This window comes from Curvibacter lanceolatus ATCC 14669 (assembly GCF_000381265.1).
Classification (GTDB): domain Bacteria; phylum Pseudomonadota; class Gammaproteobacteria; order Burkholderiales; family Burkholderiaceae_C; genus Curvibacter; species Curvibacter lanceolatus.
Genome location: NZ_KB906259.1, coordinates 232638 through 251908, shown reverse-complemented (window position 1 = coordinate 251908; position 19271 = coordinate 232638). Strand labels below are relative to the sequence as shown.

The following is a 19271-nucleotide window of genomic DNA, read 5'->3' as shown; positions in this document are numbered from 1 at the left end:
TCAATCCGGTTTGATGTTGCCGGCGCGGATGGCCTTGTCGTAGCGGGCGCGTTCGGTGTGCAGCAGGGTGGCGAAGGCTTCGGCGCTGCCGGGTTCGACTTCGCCGCCGGCGGCGCTCAGTTTGTCGCGCACGTCTTTCTGGGCCAGTGCTTTCTGCAGGGCGGCATTCAGCTGGGCCAGCACGGGCTTGGGTGTGGCGGCCGGGGCCAGCAGGCCGTACCAGACCGAGGCTTCAAAGCCGGCAAAGCCCGATTCGGCCAGGGTGGGGGCTTCGGGGAACAGGCTGCTGCGCTTGGCGCTCATCACGGCCAACACCTTGAGCCGGCCGGCGCGCACCTGGGCCACGGCTTCGAGCGCGTTGACCGCCACCATGGGCAGTTGGCCGCCCACCACATCGGTGATGGCCGGGCCGCCGCCGCGGTAGGGCACATGGGCCAGTTGCACGCCGGCGGCGCGCTCGAACAGCTCCACCGCCAGGTGCGGGGTCGAGCCATTGCCCGGGGTGGCGTAGTTCACGCTGCCGGGCTTGTCCTTGGCCGTTTTCAGCAACTGGGCCAGGCTGTCGATGCCGGCCGTCGGGTTCACCGCCAGCACCACCGGCACGCGGCCGATCAGGCCCACTGGGGCCAGGTCGCGCTCGGCATCAAAGGGGGCCGGCTGGTACAGCGCCATGTTGGCCGCCAGCGCGTTGGCGGCCACCAGCAGGTTGTAGCCATCGGCCGGGCTGTCGATCACCGACTTGATGGCGATGTTGCTGCCCGCGCCGGGCTTGTTGTCGACGATCACCGGCTGGCCCAGCACCGTGGACATGGCCTGGCCCACGGTGCGGCCCACGATGTCCACCGCACCGCCTGCCGGGTAGCCCACCACGAAGTGCACAGGCTTGGCCGGATACCCGGCCTGGGCCTGCACGCTTGAGCCGCATGAAAAAACCGCCAGGGCCCCTGCGGTCTGCAGGAGGGCCTGGCGGCGGGTGGGGGTTGCGGCGCCCGGGCGGGCTTGGCGTTCGGTCATGTTCGGGTCTCCAACGGTTGTTGTGGCCGCGATTCTAGGCAGAACGCCCGCCCAGGACAGGCAGGTTGGCGAGCTTTACGCGGCCGCAAAGGCCATGGTGCCGGCCGCGGTGTTGGAGATCGGGATGTGGTAGTTGGTGTGCACCTTGCGCACCTGGCCCGGCACGGCGGCGCGGGTGGCCAGCCACATCAGCAACTCCACGCCCTGGGTGCCGGTCTTCTCGACCAGTTCGGGGATGCTGAACTGGGTGGCCCATTCGGGGTCGTTGAACAGGCTGTCCATGAACTTCAGGTCGAAGGGCTTGTTGATGAAGCCGGCGCGCTCGCCGTCGAGCTGGTGGCTCAGGCCACCGGTGCCGATCACCACCACCTTCTTGTCGCTGTCCCAGCTGGCGATGGCCTGGCCCACCGCCTTGCCCAGGGCCAGGCAGCGCTTGGCACTCGGCAGGGGGAACTGCACGGTGTTGATGCAGATCGGCACCGTCAGCACCGGGCACTCGCCCTCGGGCCAGAACAGTTTCAGCGGCAGGGTGAAGGCGTGGTCCACCAGCATTTCCTGGCAGGTGGTGATGTCGAACTCCTGCTCGACCAGGTGGTTGATGATGTGCCACGACAGGTCGGGCACCCCCTTGAAGGGCGGCAGCGTGGGGATGCCCCAGCCTTCGTCGGCGTTGTTGTACTGCGGCGCGGCCCCGACCGCGAAGGTGGGCATCTTGTCGAGGAAGAAGTTCAGGCCGTGGTCGTTGTAGAACACCACCGCGATGTCGGGCTTGACGTCGTCCAGCCACTGGCGCACCGGCAGAAAGCCGTCAAAAAAGGGCTTCCAGTAGGGCTCGTTCTGAATGCCCTTGGCCATGGCGCCGCCGATCGCGGGCACGTGGGAAGTGGTCATGCCACCAACAATCTTTGCCATTTTGTTTCTCCGTTGTCGTCGTTATCGTGCTTGTGGGGGGCGGCTCAGGCGGCCAGGGTGTCGGGTTGCTGGTTCTGCGCCAGCAGCATGGCCTTGAAGGCGTCCTTGCTCATGCCGGTCTGGGCAGCGCCCAGGTCTTGCACATCCAGGCCCAGGATGCCGGCGAACTTGGCGAGGTAGTACACATTGCCGCCGGCCGCCAGCAGGCCCAGCACGTCGCGTTCACGGATGGCCCGGGCCTGTTCCTCGTTCAGGCCGTAGGCGGCCATGTAGGCGGCTTCGTCGGCCTTGAAGGCGTTGCGCTGGTCGGCGCTGTTGAACGAGAAGCACATCTTGTTCAGGGCATAGCCTTTCTGGGCCTGGTCGCCGTCGAACAAGGTGGTGCCCGGGATCTGGGGCTTGGTGGCGGTCATCGGGGTCTCCTGCGGTTGATCTGTGTCAGGGGCGGAGTATTCCGGGGCCATTGCCAAAGATAAACAGATGGATACTCATACATCTCATGAATAAATTTGATTGGTTGAGTCTGGACGCCCGCCTGCTGCAACTGCTGGTCACGGTGCAGGAGGCTGGCAGCGTGACCGGTGCCGCCCAGCGCCTGGGCCTGACCCAGTCGGCGGTCAGCCACGGCCTGGACCGGCTGCGCGCCATCGTGGGCGATCCGCTGTTCGTCAAGTCGGGGCGCGGCATCGTGGCCACGGCCCAGGCGGGCCTGCTGGCGCAGCGGGCCCGCCACCTGCTCGATGAACTGGAGGCCTTCAGCGTGGCCGCCGGCTTTGAGCCGGCCCGGCTCAACACCTGTTTCACCATCGCGGCCAACGACCTGCAGCGCGACCTGCTGCTGCCGCCCCTGCTGCGCCGCCTGCGCGAGCAGGCCCCGGGCGTCACCCTGCGGGTGATCAAGTCGGGCGCACCCGGCCCGGCCTTGCTGCGCGATGAGGTGTGCCAGCTGATCATCACGCCGCGCCCGCCCGAGGGCTCGGACATCCTGCAAAAACGCCTGTTCGAAGACCGCTACGCCGTGTTCTACGACCCCGGCCAGCGGGCCGCCCCGGCCAGCCGCGAGGCCTATCTGGGCGCCGACCACGTGACCGTGCTGTACGAGCCGCGCCGCACGCTGGACATCGACCAGTGGATGCTGGCCCAGGGCCTGGAGCGCCGCTTCGTGGCCAGCGTGCCGGGCATGGCTGCGCTGGGTTCGATGCTGCGCGGCAGCGACTGGCTGGCCACCGCGCCCTCGCTGCTGGCGCGCCACAGCCTGCGGGGCCTGGCCATGGCCCCGGTGCCCCTGGTCACACCGCCCATGCCCATGTACCAGGTGTGGCACCTGCGCCACCACAGCGACCCGGTGCACCAGTGGCTGCGCCATGCGCTGGACGACGTGGCCCGCGCTGTTCAACCCGATGGCGTGGCGCCTGCGCCACCTTGAGCCTGTTGGCGGTAGGCGCGGGGCGACTGGCCGGTGTGGCGCTTGAAGAAGCGGCAGAAGTAGGCCGGGTCTTCAAAGCCCAGGTCGAAGGCGATGCGCTGCACGGGCGCGGCGATGTGCACCAGCCGGCGGCAGGCCTCGCGTGCCAGGCGGGCGTGCAGCAGCTCTTGCGCGTTGCGCCCGGTTTCGGCCGCCACCATGCGGTTCAGCCGTTCGGTGGACAGGCCCAGTTGCTCGGCATAGCGCGACACCGGCCAGTGTTCGCGGTAGTGCGACTCCAGCAGCACCACCCAGCGGGTGTAGAGGGCCTGGCGGCGCGAGGGGCGGCTGGTGTCGCCCGGCGGGCCGGCGTCTGAACCCTCGGCTTGGCCGCGCTGGCCCAGTTGGGCCAGGCGCCAGACCACGGCCCGGGCCAGCCACAGGGGCACAGGCGCCTCGGCGGCGTCGTCGGCGCTGTTTTCGGCGTGCAGGGCCTCGAACAGGGGCTGCAGGCGGGATACGTCGGGTGAGCCCGCCTCCAGCGGCAGGGTGCGCGGGCGGGCGAACAACTGCTGCAGCGCCTGGCCCATGCCGGCGGCTTCGCCCTCGGCCAGCAGGTGGGCGTTGACGGTCAGCACATGGCCGTCGCTGTCGGACGAGAAACGGAAGGCGTGCGCCACGCCGGGGGGGATGAGCACCGCCGTGGGGCCCTCGCAGCGACTGCGACTTTCGTCCAAGACCACCTCGGCCCAGCCCGAGCGCAGCCACAGCACCTGGTGCAAACCCTGATGCACGTGGGCATCGATCTCCCAGTCGTACAGCCGGCTGCGCGACTCGATGGATTCAATGTGCAGCAAGGCTGCGCCGGGGCTGCCGGCTTCGCCATAGAGCGCAAACGCGGGCAGGGTGTTGAAGCGGCGGCGCACCGGCTGGGGGGATCGGGGCGAGTGGGGCATGTCAGGCAGGGTGCGTCAAAAGTGCAAGTATTGGCCGGCTTTCGTCCACTGCGCTTTGCCCTGGGTCAAAACAGAATTCAGCCCAGCCCCACAGCGGGTGCCCCAGGAGACAACATGAGCTTCAGTTTCGACCCCTATTCGCCGGCCATCGATGCCGATCCCTTTCCGTACTACAAGATCCTGCGCGACGAACACCCCTGCTTCTGGAGCCCCGAGGCCCAGATGTGGGTGCTGTCGCGCTACGCCGACATCGTGACGGCGGGCCAGGACTGGCAGACCTATTCCTCGGCCAGCGGCAACCTCATGACCGAGTTGCCCGGCCGCGCCGGCGCCACCCTGGGCAGCTCCGATCCACCGCGCCATGACCGCCTGCGCGGCCTGATCCAGCATGCCTTCATGAAGCGCAACCTGCTGGCGCTTGACGAGCCCATCCGTGCCGTGGCGCGCCAGGTGTTCGGCCAGCTGCGCGGGGTGGAGCGCTTTGACTTCAAGGAGGTGTCCTCGCAGTTCACCGTCAAGGTACTGATGGCGGCCCTGGGCCTGCCCATGGGCGACGAGGCCATCGTCGACGAGCAGACCGTGCGCGACAACGCCGTGCTGATGGTGCAGAGCGACGCCCGCACCCGCACCAAGGGCCCCGAGCACATCGCGGCCTACAACTGGATGCAGGAGTACGCCTCCAAGGTGATCGCCATGCGCCGCGCCGAGCCGCGCGACGACCTGATCAGCCACTTCGCCATGGCCGAGATCGACGGCGACCGCCTGGACGAGCGCGAGGTGTTGCTGACCACCACCACGCTGATCATGGCCGGTGTCGAATCGCTGGGCGGCTTCATGATGATGTTTGCCTACAACCTGGCCAGCTTCGATGAGGCGCGCCGCGCCGTGGTGGCCAACCCGGCCCTGCTGCCCGATGCCGTCGAAGAGTCGCTGCGTTTCAACACCTCGGCCCAGCGCTTCCGCCGCCGCCTGATGAAGGACGTGACCCTGCACGGCCAGACCATGAAGACCGGCGACTTCGTCTGCCTGGCCTATGGGTCGGGCAACCGCGACGAGCGCCAGTACCCCAACCCCGATGCCTACGACATCACACGCAAGCCACGCGGCCACCTGGGCTTTGGCGGCGGCGTGCATGCCTGCCTGGGCACGGCGATCGCGCGCCTGGCCATCAAGACCGCGTTCGAGGAGTTCCACCAGGTGGTGCCCGAGTACCACCGCATGCAGGACCAACTGGCCTGGATGCCGTCGTCCACCTTCCGCAGCCCCCTGGTGCTGGACCTGAGCACCCGCTGAACCTGGAGCCCCACCCATGACCACACTCACCTACATCGAAGCCTCGGGCCAACGCACCGACGTGGACGTTCCCGACGGTTGGAGCCTGATGCAGGCCGCCATCGCCAACGGCATCGACGGCATTCTGGGCGAATGCGGCGGCTCCTGCGCCTGTGCCACCTGCCACTGCTACGTGGACGATCTGCTGATGGGGGCCCTGCCCGCGCCCAGCGCCAGCGAGCTCGACATGCTGGACAACGTGTCCGCCGAGCGGCGCCCCAACAGCCGCCTGGCCTGCCAGATCAAGGCCAGCCCGGCCCTGGCCGGCGGCAGCCTGACCCTGCCCGAGACGCAGGAATGAGCGGCCTGCCCGACACCGCCCCGCAAGACCCCGGGGCGCACATTGTCATCATCGGGGCCGGCCAGGCCGGCCTGATGGCGGCCGAGGCCCTGCGCAGCGGCGGCAGCAGCGCCGCCATCACCCTGCTGGGCGACGAGCCGCATGCGCCTTACCACCGCCCGCCACTGTCCAAGGCCTGGCTGGCCGGCGAGGTGGATGCGGCTCAGTTGCTGATGCGCGCGCCCGAGATGCTGGCGCGCAAGCAGATCACCCTGCGCACCGGCAGCCCGGTGCAGGCCATCGACCGCGCGGCACAGCAGGTGCGGCTGGCCGATGGCAGCGCACTGCCCTACACCGGCCTGGTGCTGGCCACCGGGGCCACGCCGCGGCGCCTGCCCTTGCCCGGCGCCGAGGCCGCCAACGTGCTGACCTTGCGCAGCCGCGACGACGCCGTGGCCATCGCTGCCGGGCTGGCCCGTTGCCAGGCCGAGGGTCTGCCCCTGGTGGTGATCGGCGGCGGCTTCATCGGCCTGGAGGTGGCGGCCACGGCGCGCAAGAAGGGCGTGGCCGTGACCGTGCTTGAAGCCGCGCCGCGCCTGCTGGGCCGGGTGCTGAGCCCGCAGTTGTCCGACTGGTATGCCGCACTGCACCGCAGCCACGGGGTGGCGCTGGAGCTGGGCGCCGCCATCGAGCGTCTGGTGGTGCAAGACGGCCAGGCCCGGGCCGTGCAACTGGCCGATGGCCGCGCGCTGCCTTGCGGTCTGGTGGTGCTGGGTGTGGGCGTGCAGCCCAACGATGCGCTGGCCCGCGAGGCCGGCCTGGCGGTGGACCGTGGCATTGTGGTGGACGCCTGCGGGCGCACGGCCGATCCGCTGATCGTGGCGGCGGGCGATTGTGCCGCGCGCCGCCTGCCGGACGGCCGGCTGCTGCGCCTGGAGTCGGTGCAGAACGCCTCCGAGCAGGGCAAGTCGGCGGCGGCGGCCCTGCTGGGGCAGGAGCGGCCCTTCACGGCCACGCCCTGGTTCTGGTCTGACCAGTACGACCGCAAGCTGCAGATGGCCGGCCTGTCCGAAGGCGCCGACCAGGCGGTGCTGCGCGGCAGCCTGGACGAGGGCCCGTTCTCGGTCTTCCAGTACCGCGCCGGGCGCCTGGTGGCGGTGGATTCGGTGAATGCCGCCAAGGATCACCTGACGGCGCGCAAGCTGCTCGACGCGGGCGTGTCGCCCACGCCCGAGCAGGCGGCGGATCTGGGCTTCAACCTGGCGGGGCTGCTGGCGGGGTAATGGTGGGCTGAGGGCGTCCTGCGCCTGCAGGCCCCTGTGCGGGGAGGCTGCAGGCGCGTCCAGCCACACCCGACTTCTGTCGCGTGGGTGAGTGTGGTTTTTGACCTGGAGCCTAGGATGACCCTGGTCAGCCAACCAGGAGGCCTAGCTCATGACGCAAGACTTCGACGTTCTCATCATCGGCGCCGGCATCTCCGGCCTCGGCGCGGCCCGTCAGCTGAGCCAACGCTTCCCCGACCGTTCCTTCTGCCTTCTTGAGGCCATGCCTGGCTTTGGCGGCACCTGGTGGACCCACCGCTACCCGGGTGCTCGCTCCGACAGTGACCTTTTCACCTATGGCTATGGCTTCAAACCCTGGACAGGGCGCGCCATCGCAAGCGCCGAAGAGATCCGAGCCTACCTGGACGAGGTGATCGCAGAGAACGACCTGGCCCCGCACATTCGCTACGGCCACAAGGTGCAGTCGGCCGCTTGGTCGTCCGACACCCATCGCTGGACGCTCACCGTCAGCCGCGATGGGGCCGGCGAAAGCCAGACCTTCACCACCGCCTTTCTCTGGATCTGTGCGGGCTACTACGACCACGACCAGGGCCACACCCCGGAATGGCCCACGCTCAAGGACTTCCAGGGGCAGGTGGTGCACCCCCAGCATTGGCCGCAGGATTTGTCCTGCGAGGGCCGGCGCGTGGTGGTCATTGGCTCGGGCGCCACGGCCGCCACACTGATCCCGAGTCTGGCCGAAGAGGCGGCCCACGTCACGATGCTGCAGCGCTCACCCACGTTCTTCTCGGCCGAGCCCTGGGAGCATCCGCTGGCGGCTCAGCTGCGCCCGCTCCATCTGCCCGATGACTGGTTTCACGAGATCATGCGCCGGGCCTTCGTGGCCCGATCGGACGAGGTGATTCGGCTGTCGTTTGAGCAGCCCGAGGCCTTGCGTGCCCTGCTGCTCGACGATGTGCGGGCGCGGCTGCCCGAGGGTTACGACCTGGATCGGCACTTCAGCCCGCGTTACCGACCCTGGCAGCAACGCATTGCCAAGGTGCCCGACGGGGATCTGTTCCAGGCCCTCTGCACGGGCCGGGCCTCGGTGGTCACCGACACCATCGAGCGCTTCGATGCGCAAGGCATTGAGCTGGCCAGTGGTGAGCGCCTGGATGCCGACATCATCGTCACCGCGACCGGCTTCAATCTCAAGTTGTTCGGGGGCATCCACTTCGAGGTCGACGGGGTGCCGGTGGATTGGCGCGAGCGCGTCACCTACCGCGGCCTGATGATCGAAGGGGTGCCCAACATGGCCTACACCCAGGGCTACTTCCGCTCCAGTTGGACGCTGCGCGCCGACCTGGTGTGCGACTGGGTGTGCCGCCTGCTGGCCCACCTGCGCGAGCAGGGCCATGCCATGGTGGTCCCCACCGTGCCCGATGCCGACGCCGGCATGCCACGCCGGCCCTGGAGCGAGGCCGACAACTTCAACGCGGGTTATGTCATGCGCGCGCAGGCCACCCTGTTCGGCCAGGGGGATCGCCACCCGTGGCGGCACGGCCTGGAGTATGCCGAGGAGCGTGTCATCCTGCCCGGGGCGTCGCTGCAGGACGAGGCGCTGGTCTACCGCTGAGCCCTCACTCCGGTGTGATCCCCGCCTTGCGCACCACCTCGCCCCAGTGCGTGATTTCCTGGCCCAGCAACTGGGCCAGTTCGGCCGGTGTGCCGGCCTGGGGGGTGACGCCCAGCTTGCGCAGGCCGTCCTGCACCTCGGGCTGGGCGACGGCTTCACGGGCCGCCCAGGCAATGCGGGCCACGGTGCTGGCCGGTGTGCCCGCGGGGGCGGCCAGGGCGTTCCAGCTGTCCACCTCGTAGTTGGCCAGGCCCTGCTCCTTGACCGTGGGCACCTGGGGCAGGCCGGCAAAGCGCTTGGGGCCGGTGACGGCCAGCAGGCGCAGCGCCTGGCCGCTCACCTGGGGCAGCAGGGGGCTGAGGATCTCGAAGCCCACGTCCACCTCGCCGGCGCGCAGCGCATTGATCAGCGCGGGCGAGCCCTTGTAGGGCACCACCGTGGCCTCGATGCCGGCGCGCCACTTGAACAGCTCGGCCGCCAGGTGCTGGGTGCTGCCGGGCGCGATGCTGCCCAGGGTCAGGCGCCCGGGCTGGGCCCGGGCGTAGGCCAGCAGATCGGCCAGGTTCTTGAAACGCGAGTTGGCCGGCACCGCCAGCGCCAGGTCAAAAAAGCCCAGCGTGCTGATGGGGCTGAGCTGGCGCGTCACGTCGTAGGGCAGCTTCTTGAACAGGTGCACGCTGACCGCGCTGGCGTTGCTCATCAGCAGCAGGGTGTGGCCGTCGGCCGGTGCATTCACCACCAGGTTGGTGGCCACCACGCCGCCGGCGCCCGGGCGGTTGTCGATCACCACGGGCTGCTTGAGCAGTGTGCCCATGGCCTGGCCCACGATGCGCGCCGTGAGGTCGGCCACGCCCCCGGCACCAAAGGGCACCAGCAGCGTGATGGGGCGCTGCGGAAAGGCCGCGCCCTCGGCACGCGCGCCGGTGGCGCCCAGCAGGGCCAGGGCCGGCAGGGCGGCCAGGTGTTGCAGGCCCCGGCGGCGGTCGGCCCTCATGCCGTGAACTCTTCGGTGTCGATCTCGACCTGGTTGCCGGCGTTGTAGCGCGGGCCCTTCACGGTGTGGCGGTTGATCAGCTCGTCCAGGCGTGCCATCTGGGCCGGGCTCAGCGTGACCTGCAGGGCGCCCAGGTCTTCTTCCAGGTGGTCGATGCGGGTGGTGCCCGGGATGGGGATGATGTGCTCGCCGCGCTGCAGCAGCCAGGCCAGGGCCAGCTGTGCCAGGGTGCAGCCGGCGGCCTGCGCCACCTCGGCCACGCCGTCGAGCAGGGCCAGATTGGCCGCGTAGTTGTCGGGGGCAAAGCGCGGCATGGCGCGGCGGATGTCCTTGGCGTCAAAAGCGGCCACATCGCGCACCTTGCCGGTCAGGTAGCCGCGCGCCACGGGGCTGAAGGCCACAAAGGCGGCGCCGATGTCGCTGCAGGCCTGCAGCACGGCGATCTCGGGGTTGCGGGTCCACAGCGAGTACTCGGTCTGCACGGCGCTGATCGGGTGCACCGCATGGGCCTTGAGCAGGGTGCTGGCCGAGACCTCGCTCAGGCCGATGGCGCGCACCTTGCCGGCGCGCACCAGATCGGCCAGCGCGCCCACCGAGTCTTCGATGGGCACCTGCTTGTCCCAGCGGTGCAGGTAGTACAGGTCGATCACATCGGTCTGCAGGCGCTTCAGGCTGGCCTCGCAGCTGGCGCGCAGGGTCTCGGGGCGGCCATCGATGACGCGCTTCATGCCCTCAGGGAACTGCACCCCCTGCATGCCGCACTTGCTGGCCAGGATGAACCGGCTGCGGTGCTTGGCCAGCACCTGGCCGACCAGGGTTTCGTTGGCGCCAAAGCCGTACAGCGCGGCGGTGTCGAACAGGGTCACGCCCAGGTCGAGTGCGCGCAGCAGCAGGCGTTCGGCGTCTTCAAAGGCGGGCGGCTGGCCGTAGGCGTGACTGAGGTTCATGCAGCCCAGGCCGATGGGGCTGACCTGGAAGGGGCCGATGGAGCGGGTGGTCATCAAAAAATCCTTTCAGAAAGCCGATTTGGCCTTGCATCCCCCATGGGGAGAGTGCGTCAATACAATGATTTCTTTGCCAGGAGACTCATGCCATGAACACTTCGACTCCCAAGCCTTTGGCGCCAGTGTCTGTGGCCGATGCTGACGGTCTGCCTGCGCAAGCTCACGAAAAATGGTTTCAGCAGCAAGTCAAGCAGGCCCTCGACTTGGCTGACGATCCTGCAACGGAATGGCTCACCCAGGAGCAGGCACAGGCCGACTGGGCCCTGCAGCGGGCTGCCATTGCGGCCAAGCCAGGCTTGGCGATGACCGAATCTGAGAGGCTGGAGCATCCTGGAAATTCCGGATGAGGATCTTCTGGCTGCCCAGAGCGGTGCAAGACCGGCAGGCACAATTGGACTATATCGCTCAGCGCAATCCCCATGCCGCCCTGAAGCAGGGTGACCACCTGGAGGGGCAGATCCAGCTGTTGTTGCAACACCCGTTGATGGGGCGTCCCGGCCGGGTGCCGGGAACCCGGGAACTGGTGATCAGCAAGACCCCCTTTGTGCTTGTCTATCGGTATCACGAAGCCCGACAGCGGCTGGAAATGCTCCGTCTGCTGCACGGTTCGCAACAGTGGCCGCCCTGATGCGCCAGGCCGCCTGTGAGGCCGGCAGGCATTCGGGTGGTGACCAGGGCGCGCCGCACCCCGGCCACCACGGCTTCATCAGCCCGCGTTCAGTTGCTGCTCCAGATCGTGCAGCACCTGGTAGCAGGGCAGCACCTGGGCCACGCTCGAGTTGGGCTCGCGGCCTTCGCGGATGGCTGCGAAGAACTCGCGGTCTTGCAGTTCGATGCCGTTCATGGACACGTCCACCTTCGACACGTCGATCTTTTCTTCCTTGCCATTGACCAGGTCGTCGTAGCGCGCGATGTAGGTGGCGCTGTCGCCGATGTAGCGGAAGAAGGTGCCCAGCGGGCCGTCGTTGTTGAACGACAGGCTCAGCGTGCAGATGGCGCCGTTGGCCGCCTTGAGCTGGATCGACATGTCCATGGCGATGCCCAGGGTCGGGTGGATCGGGCCCTGGATGGCGTTGGCCTTCACGATGGGGCTGCCGCACTGGTAGGCGAACAGGTCCACGGTGTGGGCAGCGTGGTGCCACAGCAGGTGGTCGGTCCAGCTGCGCGCCTGGCCCAGCGCGTTCATGTTGGTGCGGCGGAAGAAGTAGGTCTGCACATCCATCTGCTGGATGTTGAACTCGCCGGCCTGGATCTTCTTGTGCACGTACTGGTGGCTGGGGTTGAAGCGGCGCGTGTGGCCGCACATGGCCACCAGGCCGCTGCTCTTGGCCAGGTCCACCACTTCTTGCGCGTCTTTCCAGCTGTCGGCCAGCGGGATCTCGACTTGCACGTGCTTGCCGGCCTTCAGGCAGGCCAGGCTTTGCGAGGCGTGCATCTGGGTGGGGGTGCACAGGATCACGGCGTCGACTTCGGGCAGGGCCAGGCTGTCGGCCAGGTCGGTGGTGACGTGGCCGATGCCGTACTTGGCGGCCACTTCACGGGTTTTTTCGAGGTCGCGGCTGATCAGCGACACCACTTCGACGCCGTCGATGTTCTTGATGCCATCCAGGTGCTTGATGCCAAAGGCACCGGCGCCTGCCAGGGCGACTTTGATGGTTTTGTTGCTCATGCTTGGTTCTCCAGAATCAGGTGGCCGACGGCCGTGTTGGATGCAGGGACGTGGTAGAAGCGGTGCGTCACCTTGGGCGCCGGGCCTTTGCCGTTGACGTCGTCCATGGCGCCGCGGGCGATCAGCCACATCACCAGTTCGATGCCTTCCGAGCCGGCTTCGCGCACGTAGTCGACATGGGGCTTGTGCGACAGGGCTTCGGGGTCGGCGATCAGCTGATCCAGGAAGGCGTTGTCCCATTCCTTGTTGATCAGGCCGGCGCGCGGGCCTTGCAGCTGGTGGCTCATGCCGCCGGTGCCCCAGATGTGCACGTTGAGGTTTTCATCGAAGCTGTCGACCGCCTTGCGGATGGCCTTGCCCAGGTTGTAGCAGCGCCGGCCCGAGGGCACGGGGTACTGCACCACGTTGACGGCGAAGGGGATCACGGGGCAGGGCCAAGAGAACGCGTCTGCGGGGGGCTGGCCGCACATCAGCGACAGTGGCACGGTCAGGCCGTGGTCCACGTCCATCTTGTTGACGATGGTGAGGTCGAAGTCGTCCTGGATCACGCTTTGCGCGATGTGGCTGGCCAGGTCGGGGTGGCCGATCACCTTGGGCACGGGGCGCGGGCCCCAGCCCTCGTCGGCGGGCTGGAACTCGGCTGCGGTGCCGATGGCAAAGGTGGGGATCATCTCCAGGCTGAAGGCCGTGGCGTGGTCGTTGTAGACCAGAAACACCACATCAGGCTGGTTGTCCTTCATCCATTGCTTGGAGAACTCATAGCCCTTGAACAGCGGTTGCCAATAGGCCTCTTCGGTCTTGCCGAGGTCGATGGCCGCGCCGATGGCCGGCACGTGCGAGGTGAATACGGAAGCGGTGATCTTGGCCATGTCAGGCTTTCTTGTGGGCGCTGCCCTGGGGTTGTCGATGCGCCTGGGCGTCGCCGTCTTCGCCGATGAAGCGGTTGCCCTCGACGGAGCGGCCGCCGCTGATCATCATGTTGCGGTATTCCTCTTCGGTCATGCCGGTCATCGAGCCTGCCATCTGCTGGAAGCTCTTGCCATCGGTGGCGCCGATCTTGGCCAGAAAGTAGATGTTGCCGCCCGCGGCCATGCAGCGGTTCAGGTCGCGCGTGAGCACGCCCTGCTTCTGCTCTTCGGTCATCGGCCACTCGTCGAGGTAGGCACGCTCATCAGCCTTGAAGCGTGCCCGGTTCTCGGCCTTCATCAGGCTCATGCAGAACTGGTTGAGCCAGTAGCCCTTGCGCGATTGCTCGGCGTCGAAGATGGTCGTGCCGGGCACGTCCAGGTAGGGTTTGTCGAGTGCCATTTCATTTTTCCAATTTGACGGTCGAAATCGCCGCCGGGCCGCCCCAAGGCGATTTGCGCCCCCCGGGGGGGCAGCGACCCGCGCAGCGGTGGAGCGTGGGGGTCATTGTTCTTCTGGCCAGTAGAGACGCATGGGGTTGTCCACCAGCAGCTTTTGCTGCAGCTCGGCGGTCGGTGCGATGTGCGGGATGAAGTCGACCAGCAGGCCATCGTCGGGCATGTGGTCCTTCAGGTTGGGGTGCGGCCAGTCGGTGCCCCACAGCACGCGGTCCGGGAACTCCTGCACCACGGCACGGGCGAAGGGGATCACGTCGGTGTAGGCGTTCTGCTCGCCGTTCAGGGCCTTGGGGCCGCTCACGCTCAGGCGCTCGGGGCAGCTCACCTTGCTCCACACGTTGGTGTGCTCGCGCATGAACTTCAGGAACAGCTGGAACTCGGGGCCGTCGATGGGCTTGCTCACATCGGGGCGGCCCATGTGATCGACCACCACGGTGGTGGGCAGGGCGGTGAAGAAATCCCACAGCTCTGGCAGGTCCACCGCCTCGAAGTAGATCACCACATGCCAGCCCAGCTTGCCGATGCGGTTGGCGATCTCCAGCAGCTCGTCCTTGGGCGTGAAGTCGACCAGGCGCTTGACGAAGTTGAAGCGCACACCGCGCACGCCGGCGGCGTGCAGGGCCTGCAGCTCTTCGTCGGTGACCGAGCGCTTGACGGTGGCCACGCCGCGGGCCTTGCCGCCGCTGGACAGGCAGGCATCGACCATGGCGCGGTTGTCGGCGCCGTGGCAGGTGGCCTGCACCACCACGTTGCGGGCAAAGCCCAGGTGGTCGCGCAGCGCGTACAGCTGTTGCTTGCTGGCGTCGCAGGGGGTGTATTTGCGTTCGGGGGCGTAGGGAAACTCGGCCCCCGGGCCGAACACGTGGCAGTGCGCGTCAACCGCGCCGGCCGGCAGCTTGAAAGCCGGCTTGGCCGGGCCTTCGTACCAGTCCAGCCAGCCGGAGGTCTTGGTGAAATCACCTGTGGTGGGTTTGCTCATGTCAATCTCTGTGGGGGTGGTGTTGCCAAAGAGGCGGCCCGCAGCGGGGCCGCCGGGGGGCGCATCAGTCGATGTACTTCAAGCCGGCGGCGGCCAGCGGCTCGCGCATCTTGTACATGTCCAGGCCCAGCACGCCCGAGGCCAGCTTGGCGCGCTTTTCGCCTTCGAACGATTCGCGCTTGATGGCGGCCTCCAGGGTGGCCTGGGCGCGGGCGGCGGGCACGCAGACCACGCCGTCGTCGTCGGCCACGATCACGTCACCCGGGGTGACCAGCATGCCGGCGCACACCACGGGGATGTTCACCGAGCCCAGGGTGGCCTTGATGGTGCCCTTGCTGCTGATGGCCTTGCTCCAGACCGGGAAGTTCATCTCCTGCAGCGTGGCCACGTCGCGCACGCCGGCATCGATGATCAGGGCGCGGGCGCCACGGGCCTGGAAGCTGGTGGCCAGCAGGTCGCCAAAATAGCCGTCGGTGCATTCGGCGGTGACCGCCGCCACCACGATGTCGCCGGGCTGGATCTGCTCGGCGGCCACGTGCATCATCCAGTTGTCGCCGGGCTGCAACAGCACGGTGACAGCGGTGCCCGACACCTTCTGGCCCGCATAGATGGGGCGCATGTAGGGCTTGAGCAGGCCGACGCGGCCCATGGCTTCGTGCACGGTGGCCGAGCCCAGGGCGGCCAGGCCGTCGGCGGCCGCGCGGTCGGCGCGGGTGATGTTGCGGTAAACGACTCCGAGTTCGTACATGGTGGGGGCTCCGGTTCGTTGAATGGGGTTACAGGCCCTTGGCCTGGAGGGCCTTGTCCAGGCGCGGGAAGACGCGGCGTGCGTTGCCTTCATAGACCTTGTAGCGGTCTTCGTCGCTCAGGTTGGGCGTGGCGGCCACGTAGCGCTTGGTGTCGTCGTAGTAGTGGCCGGTTTCGGGGTCGATGCCACGCACGGCGCCGATCATCTCGCTGGCAAACAGGATGTTGTCCACCGGGATCACCTTGGTCAGCAGGTCGATGCCCGGCTGGTGGTACACGCAGGTGTCAAAGAAGATGTTGTTGAGCAGGTGGTCCTTCAGCAGGGGCTTCTTCAGCTCTTGTGCCAGGCCCCGGAAACGGCCCCAGTGGTAGGGCACCGCGCCGCCGCCGTGCGGGATCAGGAACTTCAGGGTGGGGAAGTCCTTGAACAGGTCGCTGGTCAGGCATTGCATGAAGGCCGTGGTGTCGGCGTTCAGGTAGTGGGCGCCGGTGGTGTGAAAGCAGCTGTTGCAGCTGGTGCTCACGTGGATCATCGCCGGGATGTCGTACTCGACCATCTTTTCATAGATGGGGTACCAGTGGCGGTCCGACAGCGGCGGGCTGGTCCAATGGCCGCCCGAAGGGTCGGGGTTCAGGTTGATGCCCACGTTGCCGTACTGCTCCACGCACTTGACCAGTTCGGGGATGCAGGTGGCCGGGTCGACGCCGGGCGACTGCGGCAGCATGGCGGCCGGGATGAAGTGGTCGGGGAACAGCTCGCTCACGCGGAAGCACAGCTCGTTGCAGATGGCGGCCCAGGTGGACGAGGTCTCGAAGTCGCCGATGTGGTGCGCCATGAAGCTGGCGCGCGGGCTGAAGATGGTCAGGTCGCTGCCGCGCTCTTTCATCAGCTTGAGCTGGTTGGTCTCGATGGACTCGCGCAGCTCGTCGTCGCTGATCTTCAGCTCGGAGGCCTTGGGCGCCTTGCTGGGGTCTTTCAGGGCGGCGATCTGCAGGTCGCGCCAGGCGCCCAGGGCGGCCGGGGCGGTGGTGTAGTGGCCGTGAACGTCGATGATCATCGGGGATTCTCCAGAGGGTCGAAAACAGAAGGGGTTCAGAAAGCTCAGTGCGCAGCCACCGGCACGAGGCGGGCGCTGCTGTCATCGCCCCCCTTGGGGCGCTTGAATTCTTTCAGCATCAGGGCCGCGGTGGCAATGATGCCGGGGATGGCCACCACCGCAAAGATGTCACCAAAGCTCAGCTGGCGCGCCGACAACTCGGCCACCAGGAAGGAGCCGGCAATGCCGCCAAAGCGGCCGATGCCCAGCATCCAGGCCACGCCGGTGGCGCGGCCCCGCGTCGGGTAGTAAGCCGCGGCCAGGGCCGGCATCGAAGATTGCGCGGTGTTCATGATGGTGCCGGCGATGAACACCACCACCACCAGCCAGCCCACCTGGCCCGCGGCCTGGCCGATGGCCCAGATCGAGACGGCGGTGAGCGCATAGCCGGTGGCAATGATGCGGTTGGCATTGAAGCGGTCCATCAGCCAGCCAAAGAACACGGCGCCCACACCCCCCAGCGGGAACAGGGCCGCGATCAGCGTGCCGGTCTTGGGGTCGATGCCGGCGTCCTTGAACAGCACGGGCATCCAGTTGATCAGGGCATAGAAGATCACCAGGCCCATGAAATAGGCCAGCCACAGCATCAGCGAGCCCACGCGGTACGGGGCCGACAGCACCACACCGATGCCGCTCTTGGCGTCGGAGTGGGCCGCCGTCTCGGTCAGCACAAAGCGCTTGGCCTTCAGCACGGCGGGGCCGGCAATGCGGGCCAGCACGGCGCGGATGCGCTCCACCGGCTGGCCATTGGCCACCATGTAGCGCACCGACTCGGGCAGCAGCACCACCAGCAGCAGCACCAGCACCAGGGGCACGGCGCCGCCCAGGATCAGCACGCTGCGCCAGCCGAAGTTCGGGATCATCCAGGCCGCCAGAAAGCCGCCGAAGGCCGCGCCCAGCGGAAAGCCGCAGAACATGGCGTTGGTCAGGGTGGCACGCCGGCCGTCCGGGCAGTATTCGCTCATCAGGGTCACGGCATTGGGCATGGCGGCACCCAGGCCCAGGCCGGTCACAAAGCGCAGCGCGCTCAGTGTGGTCAGGTCGGGGGCAAAGCCCGAGGCCAGGCAGGCCACGGCAAAGATCAGCACCGAGCCCACCAGCACCGTCTTGCGGCCCAGCCGGTCGGCCAGCGGGCCCGCCAGCAGGGCGCCGGCCGCCAGGCCAAACAGGGCGGCGCTCAGCACCGGTGCCAGGGCGGGCTTGCTGACGCCCCATTCCTTGATCAGCGAGGGCGCGATGTAGCCGATGGCGGCGGTGTCAAAACCGTCCAGCAGCACGATGAAAAAGCACAGCGCAAAGATCACCCATTGGAAGGGTGAGAACGGGTGCTCATTGAGCAGGGTCTGGACGTTGACGTCCGAGGCATTGGGTTTCATGGCTTGTCTCTGGGTGATCCATCGGGGTTGCTTCCCTCCCTCGCTGAATCGGGCTGGCGCGGGCTCTGTGGCGGGTAGGGGTCCGCTCGGGCGCGCAGTTTGTGTTGGCGCTGATTCTCGACAGGGCCGGCCGGCCTTGCCAGCGGCCCCCCACACTAGCTGGTATATCGAATTGATATAGTTCGACGAAAGGTATTCAAAATCACGCGTCATGGACCTCAAACAGCTCGAATACTTCGTTCGTGTGGCCGAACTGGGCAGCTTCACCCGCGCCTCGATCGCCCTCAACATCGCCCAGCCCGCGCTCAGTCGCCAGGTGCGCATGCTGGAGGTGGAGTTGCGCCAGAACCTGCTCGACCGCAATGGGCGCGGCGTCAAGCTGACCGAAAGCGGCAAGCTGCTGCTGGAGCATGGCCGCGGCATCCTGCACCAGGTGGAGGTGGCGCGCGAGGAGATGGGCAGCGCCCGCGGCGCCCTGGCCGGCCGGGTGTCGGTGGGCCTGCCGCCCAGCCTGTCGCGCCTGATCACCGTGCCGCTGGCACGCGCCTTCATGCAGCACCTGCCGCAGGCGCGGCTCACCCTCACCGAAGGCTTTTCGGTGCAGATGTACGAGGGCCTGCGCGTGGGCAACCTCGACATGGCGGTGCTGTACAACCCGGTGCGCTCGCCCGATCTGGAGATGAGCACGCTGCACGAAGAGCAACTGGTGCTGATCGCCGCCCGCGACCACCCCCTGCGCCAGGACACGCCCCTGCCCGCCACGCTGAGCCTGCGCGAGGTGGCGGCCCTGCCGCTGATCCTGCCCAGCCGGCCCAATGTGTTCCGCATCCTGATCGACGCCGAAATGGCCCGCTTCGGCCTCAAGCCCCAGGTCACGCTGGAGGTGGACGGCCTGAACGCCATCCTCAACCTGGTGCGCGAAGGCCTGGGCCACGCCGTGCTGCCGGCCTACACCCTGAGCAGCTTCAGCAACGCCACGCCCTTTGTGCTGCACGGCATCCACTCGCCGCGCATCATGAGCGAGCTGAACTTGGTGTGGTCCTCGCGCCGCCCCTCCACCGAAACCCACAAGCGCGCCCTGGCCCTGATCCGCGAGGTGGTGCAGCAGGCGGTGGCGGGCCATGCTGCCGGGGAAGACCGTGAGGCGCCGCCGCCCGTGCTGGCTACTGCGCCACCCACGCCACCCACCCCGAGCGAGCCCGCCGGGCAACGCCCTTCGCGCCGACGCTGAGGCCGGGCCAAGA

At 67.8% G+C, this 19271-nt stretch carries 21 protein-coding genes; 8 read left to right on the top strand and 13 right to left on the bottom strand.

What is annotated here, in order from left to right:
* The 3 genes from F624_RS0114790 to F624_RS0114780 all read right to left on the bottom strand — a co-directional run bounded on the left by F624_RS0114790 (position 1) and on the right by F624_RS0114780 (position 2339).
* Positions 1 to 1014, bottom strand: a complete 1014-nt coding sequence (locus F624_RS0114790; RefSeq protein WP_019575096.1) for a Bug family tripartite tricarboxylate transporter substrate binding protein — start codon at positions 1012 to 1014, stop codon at positions 1 to 3.
* 75 nt (positions 1015 to 1089) lie between these two features.
* The gene (locus tag F624_RS0114785) at positions 1090 to 1926 is read right to left on the bottom strand and encodes a class III extradiol dioxygenase family protein (protein WP_027476736.1); all 837 of its coding nucleotides are present in this window, start codon (positions 1924 to 1926) and stop codon (positions 1090 to 1092) included.
* A 44-nt stretch (positions 1927 to 1970) separates the two neighbouring features.
* The gene (locus tag F624_RS0114780) at positions 1971 to 2339 is read right to left on the bottom strand and encodes a protocatechuate 4,5-dioxygenase subunit alpha (RefSeq protein ID WP_019575094.1); all 369 of its coding nucleotides are present in this window, start codon (positions 2337 to 2339) and stop codon (positions 1971 to 1973) included.
* A gap of 86 nt (positions 2340 to 2425) precedes the next feature.
* Between F624_RS0114780 and F624_RS0114775 the strand changes: the two genes are divergently transcribed.
* On the top strand, positions 2426 to 3352 hold the full coding sequence (locus F624_RS0114775) for a LysR family transcriptional regulator (RefSeq protein WP_031255072.1): 927 nt from the start codon (positions 2426 to 2428) through the stop codon (positions 3350 to 3352).
* On the opposite strand, the gene F624_RS0114770 is transcribed toward F624_RS0114775, so the two are convergent.
* Positions 3319 to 4287 (bottom strand): helix-turn-helix domain-containing protein, encoded by a 969-nt coding sequence (locus tag F624_RS0114770; RefSeq protein WP_019575092.1) that lies wholly within the window; start codon positions 4285 to 4287, stop codon positions 3319 to 3321. The genes F624_RS0114775 and F624_RS0114770 overlap by 34 nt on opposite strands.
* Before the next feature lie 114 nt (positions 4288 to 4401).
* On the opposite strand from F624_RS0114770, the gene F624_RS0114765 reads away from it, so the two are divergent.
* The 4 genes from F624_RS0114765 (at position 4402) to F624_RS0114750 (ending at position 8797) form a co-directional block, all read left to right on the top strand.
* Positions 4402 to 5580, top strand: a complete 1179-nt coding sequence (locus tag F624_RS0114765) for a cytochrome P450 (protein ID WP_019575091.1) — start codon at positions 4402 to 4404, stop codon at positions 5578 to 5580.
* Positions 5581 to 5596: 16 nt separating this feature from the next.
* Positions 5597 to 5920, top strand: a complete 324-nt coding sequence (locus tag F624_RS0114760) for a 2Fe-2S iron-sulfur cluster-binding protein (RefSeq protein ID WP_019575090.1) — start codon at positions 5597 to 5599, stop codon at positions 5918 to 5920.
* Positions 5917 to 7182 carry an NAD(P)/FAD-dependent oxidoreductase gene (locus F624_RS0114755; RefSeq protein ID WP_019575089.1) on the top strand — a complete coding sequence of 422 codons (1266 nt, stop codon included), beginning with the start codon at positions 5917 to 5919 and terminating at the stop codon, positions 7180 to 7182. Before F624_RS0114760 ends, F624_RS0114755 begins: the two co-directional genes overlap by 4 nt.
* A 151-nt stretch (positions 7183 to 7333) precedes the next feature.
* On the top strand, positions 7334 to 8797 hold the full coding sequence (locus F624_RS0114750) for a flavin-containing monooxygenase (RefSeq protein WP_019575088.1): 1464 nt from the start codon (positions 7334 to 7336) through the stop codon (positions 8795 to 8797).
* 4 nt (positions 8798 to 8801) lie between these two features.
* On the opposite strand, the gene F624_RS0114745 is transcribed toward F624_RS0114750, so the two are convergent.
* Both F624_RS0114745 and F624_RS0114740 read right to left on the bottom strand, forming a co-directional pair.
* A complete protein-coding gene (locus tag F624_RS0114745; RefSeq protein WP_019575087.1) occupies positions 8802 to 9791 on the bottom strand; it encodes a Bug family tripartite tricarboxylate transporter substrate binding protein in 990 nt (329 codons plus the stop codon).
* Positions 9788 to 10792 carry an aldo/keto reductase gene (locus tag F624_RS0114740; protein ID WP_019575086.1) on the bottom strand — a complete coding sequence of 335 codons (1005 nt, stop codon included), beginning with the start codon at positions 10790 to 10792 and terminating at the stop codon, positions 9788 to 9790. Before F624_RS0114740 ends, F624_RS0114745 begins: the two co-directional genes overlap by 4 nt.
* A 92-nt stretch (positions 10793 to 10884) precedes the next feature.
* On the opposite strand from F624_RS0114740, the gene F624_RS32540 reads away from it, so the two are divergent.
* Together F624_RS32540 and F624_RS0114730 are read left to right on the top strand one after the other, a co-directional pair.
* Positions 10885 to 11142, top strand: a complete 258-nt coding sequence (locus F624_RS32540) for a hypothetical protein (protein WP_019575085.1) — start codon at positions 10885 to 10887, stop codon at positions 11140 to 11142.
* A complete protein-coding gene (locus tag F624_RS0114730) occupies positions 11139 to 11423 on the top strand; it encodes a type II toxin-antitoxin system RelE/ParE family toxin (RefSeq protein ID WP_019575084.1) in 285 nt (94 codons plus the stop codon). The genes F624_RS32540 and F624_RS0114730 overlap by 4 nt, the downstream gene beginning before the upstream one ends.
* 78 nt (positions 11424 to 11501) lie before the next feature.
* On the opposite strand, the gene F624_RS0114725 is transcribed toward F624_RS0114730, so the two are convergent.
* The 7 genes from F624_RS0114725 to F624_RS0114695 form a co-directional block, all read right to left on the bottom strand.
* The gene (locus F624_RS0114725; protein ID WP_019575083.1) at positions 11502 to 12464 is read right to left on the bottom strand and encodes a Gfo/Idh/MocA family oxidoreductase; all 963 of its coding nucleotides are present in this window, start codon (positions 12462 to 12464) and stop codon (positions 11502 to 11504) included.
* Complete coding sequence (locus tag F624_RS0114720) at positions 12461 to 13333, bottom strand: class III extradiol dioxygenase subunit beta (protein ID WP_019575082.1); 873 nt, start codon at positions 13331 to 13333, stop codon at positions 12461 to 12463. Before F624_RS0114720 ends, F624_RS0114725 begins: the two co-directional genes overlap by 4 nt.
* A 1-nt stretch (position 13334) precedes the next feature.
* The gene (ligA, locus tag F624_RS0114715) at positions 13335 to 13772 is read right to left on the bottom strand and encodes a protocatechuate 4,5-dioxygenase subunit alpha (protein WP_019575081.1); all 438 of its coding nucleotides are present in this window, start codon (positions 13770 to 13772) and stop codon (positions 13335 to 13337) included.
* Positions 13773 to 13874: 102 nt separating this feature from the next.
* A complete protein-coding gene (locus F624_RS0114710) occupies positions 13875 to 14807 on the bottom strand; it encodes an amidohydrolase family protein (RefSeq protein ID WP_019575080.1) in 933 nt (310 codons plus the stop codon).
* A 64-nt stretch (positions 14808 to 14871) separates the two neighbouring features.
* Positions 14872 to 15555 carry a 4-carboxy-4-hydroxy-2-oxoadipate aldolase/oxaloacetate decarboxylase gene (ligK, locus tag F624_RS0114705; RefSeq protein WP_019575079.1) on the bottom strand — a complete coding sequence of 228 codons (684 nt, stop codon included), beginning with the start codon at positions 15553 to 15555 and terminating at the stop codon, positions 14872 to 14874.
* Between the two features lie 28 nt (positions 15556 to 15583).
* Positions 15584 to 16612: an amidohydrolase family protein gene (locus F624_RS0114700; protein ID WP_019575078.1), complete on the bottom strand. Its 1029-nt coding sequence runs from the start codon at positions 16610 to 16612 to the stop codon at positions 15584 to 15586.
* Positions 16613 to 16656: 44 nt separating this feature from the next.
* Entirely contained in the window at positions 16657 to 18027 is a 1371-nt protein-coding gene (locus tag F624_RS0114695) for an MFS transporter (protein ID WP_019575077.1), read from the bottom strand.
* A gap of 211 nt (positions 18028 to 18238) precedes the next feature.
* Here F624_RS0114695 and F624_RS0114690 point away from each other — a divergent pair, with 211 nt between their 5' ends.
* Entirely contained in the window at positions 18239 to 19258 is a 1020-nt protein-coding gene (locus F624_RS0114690; RefSeq protein WP_019575076.1) for a LysR family transcriptional regulator, read from the top strand.
* Positions 19259 to 19271 lie beyond the last annotated feature (13 nt).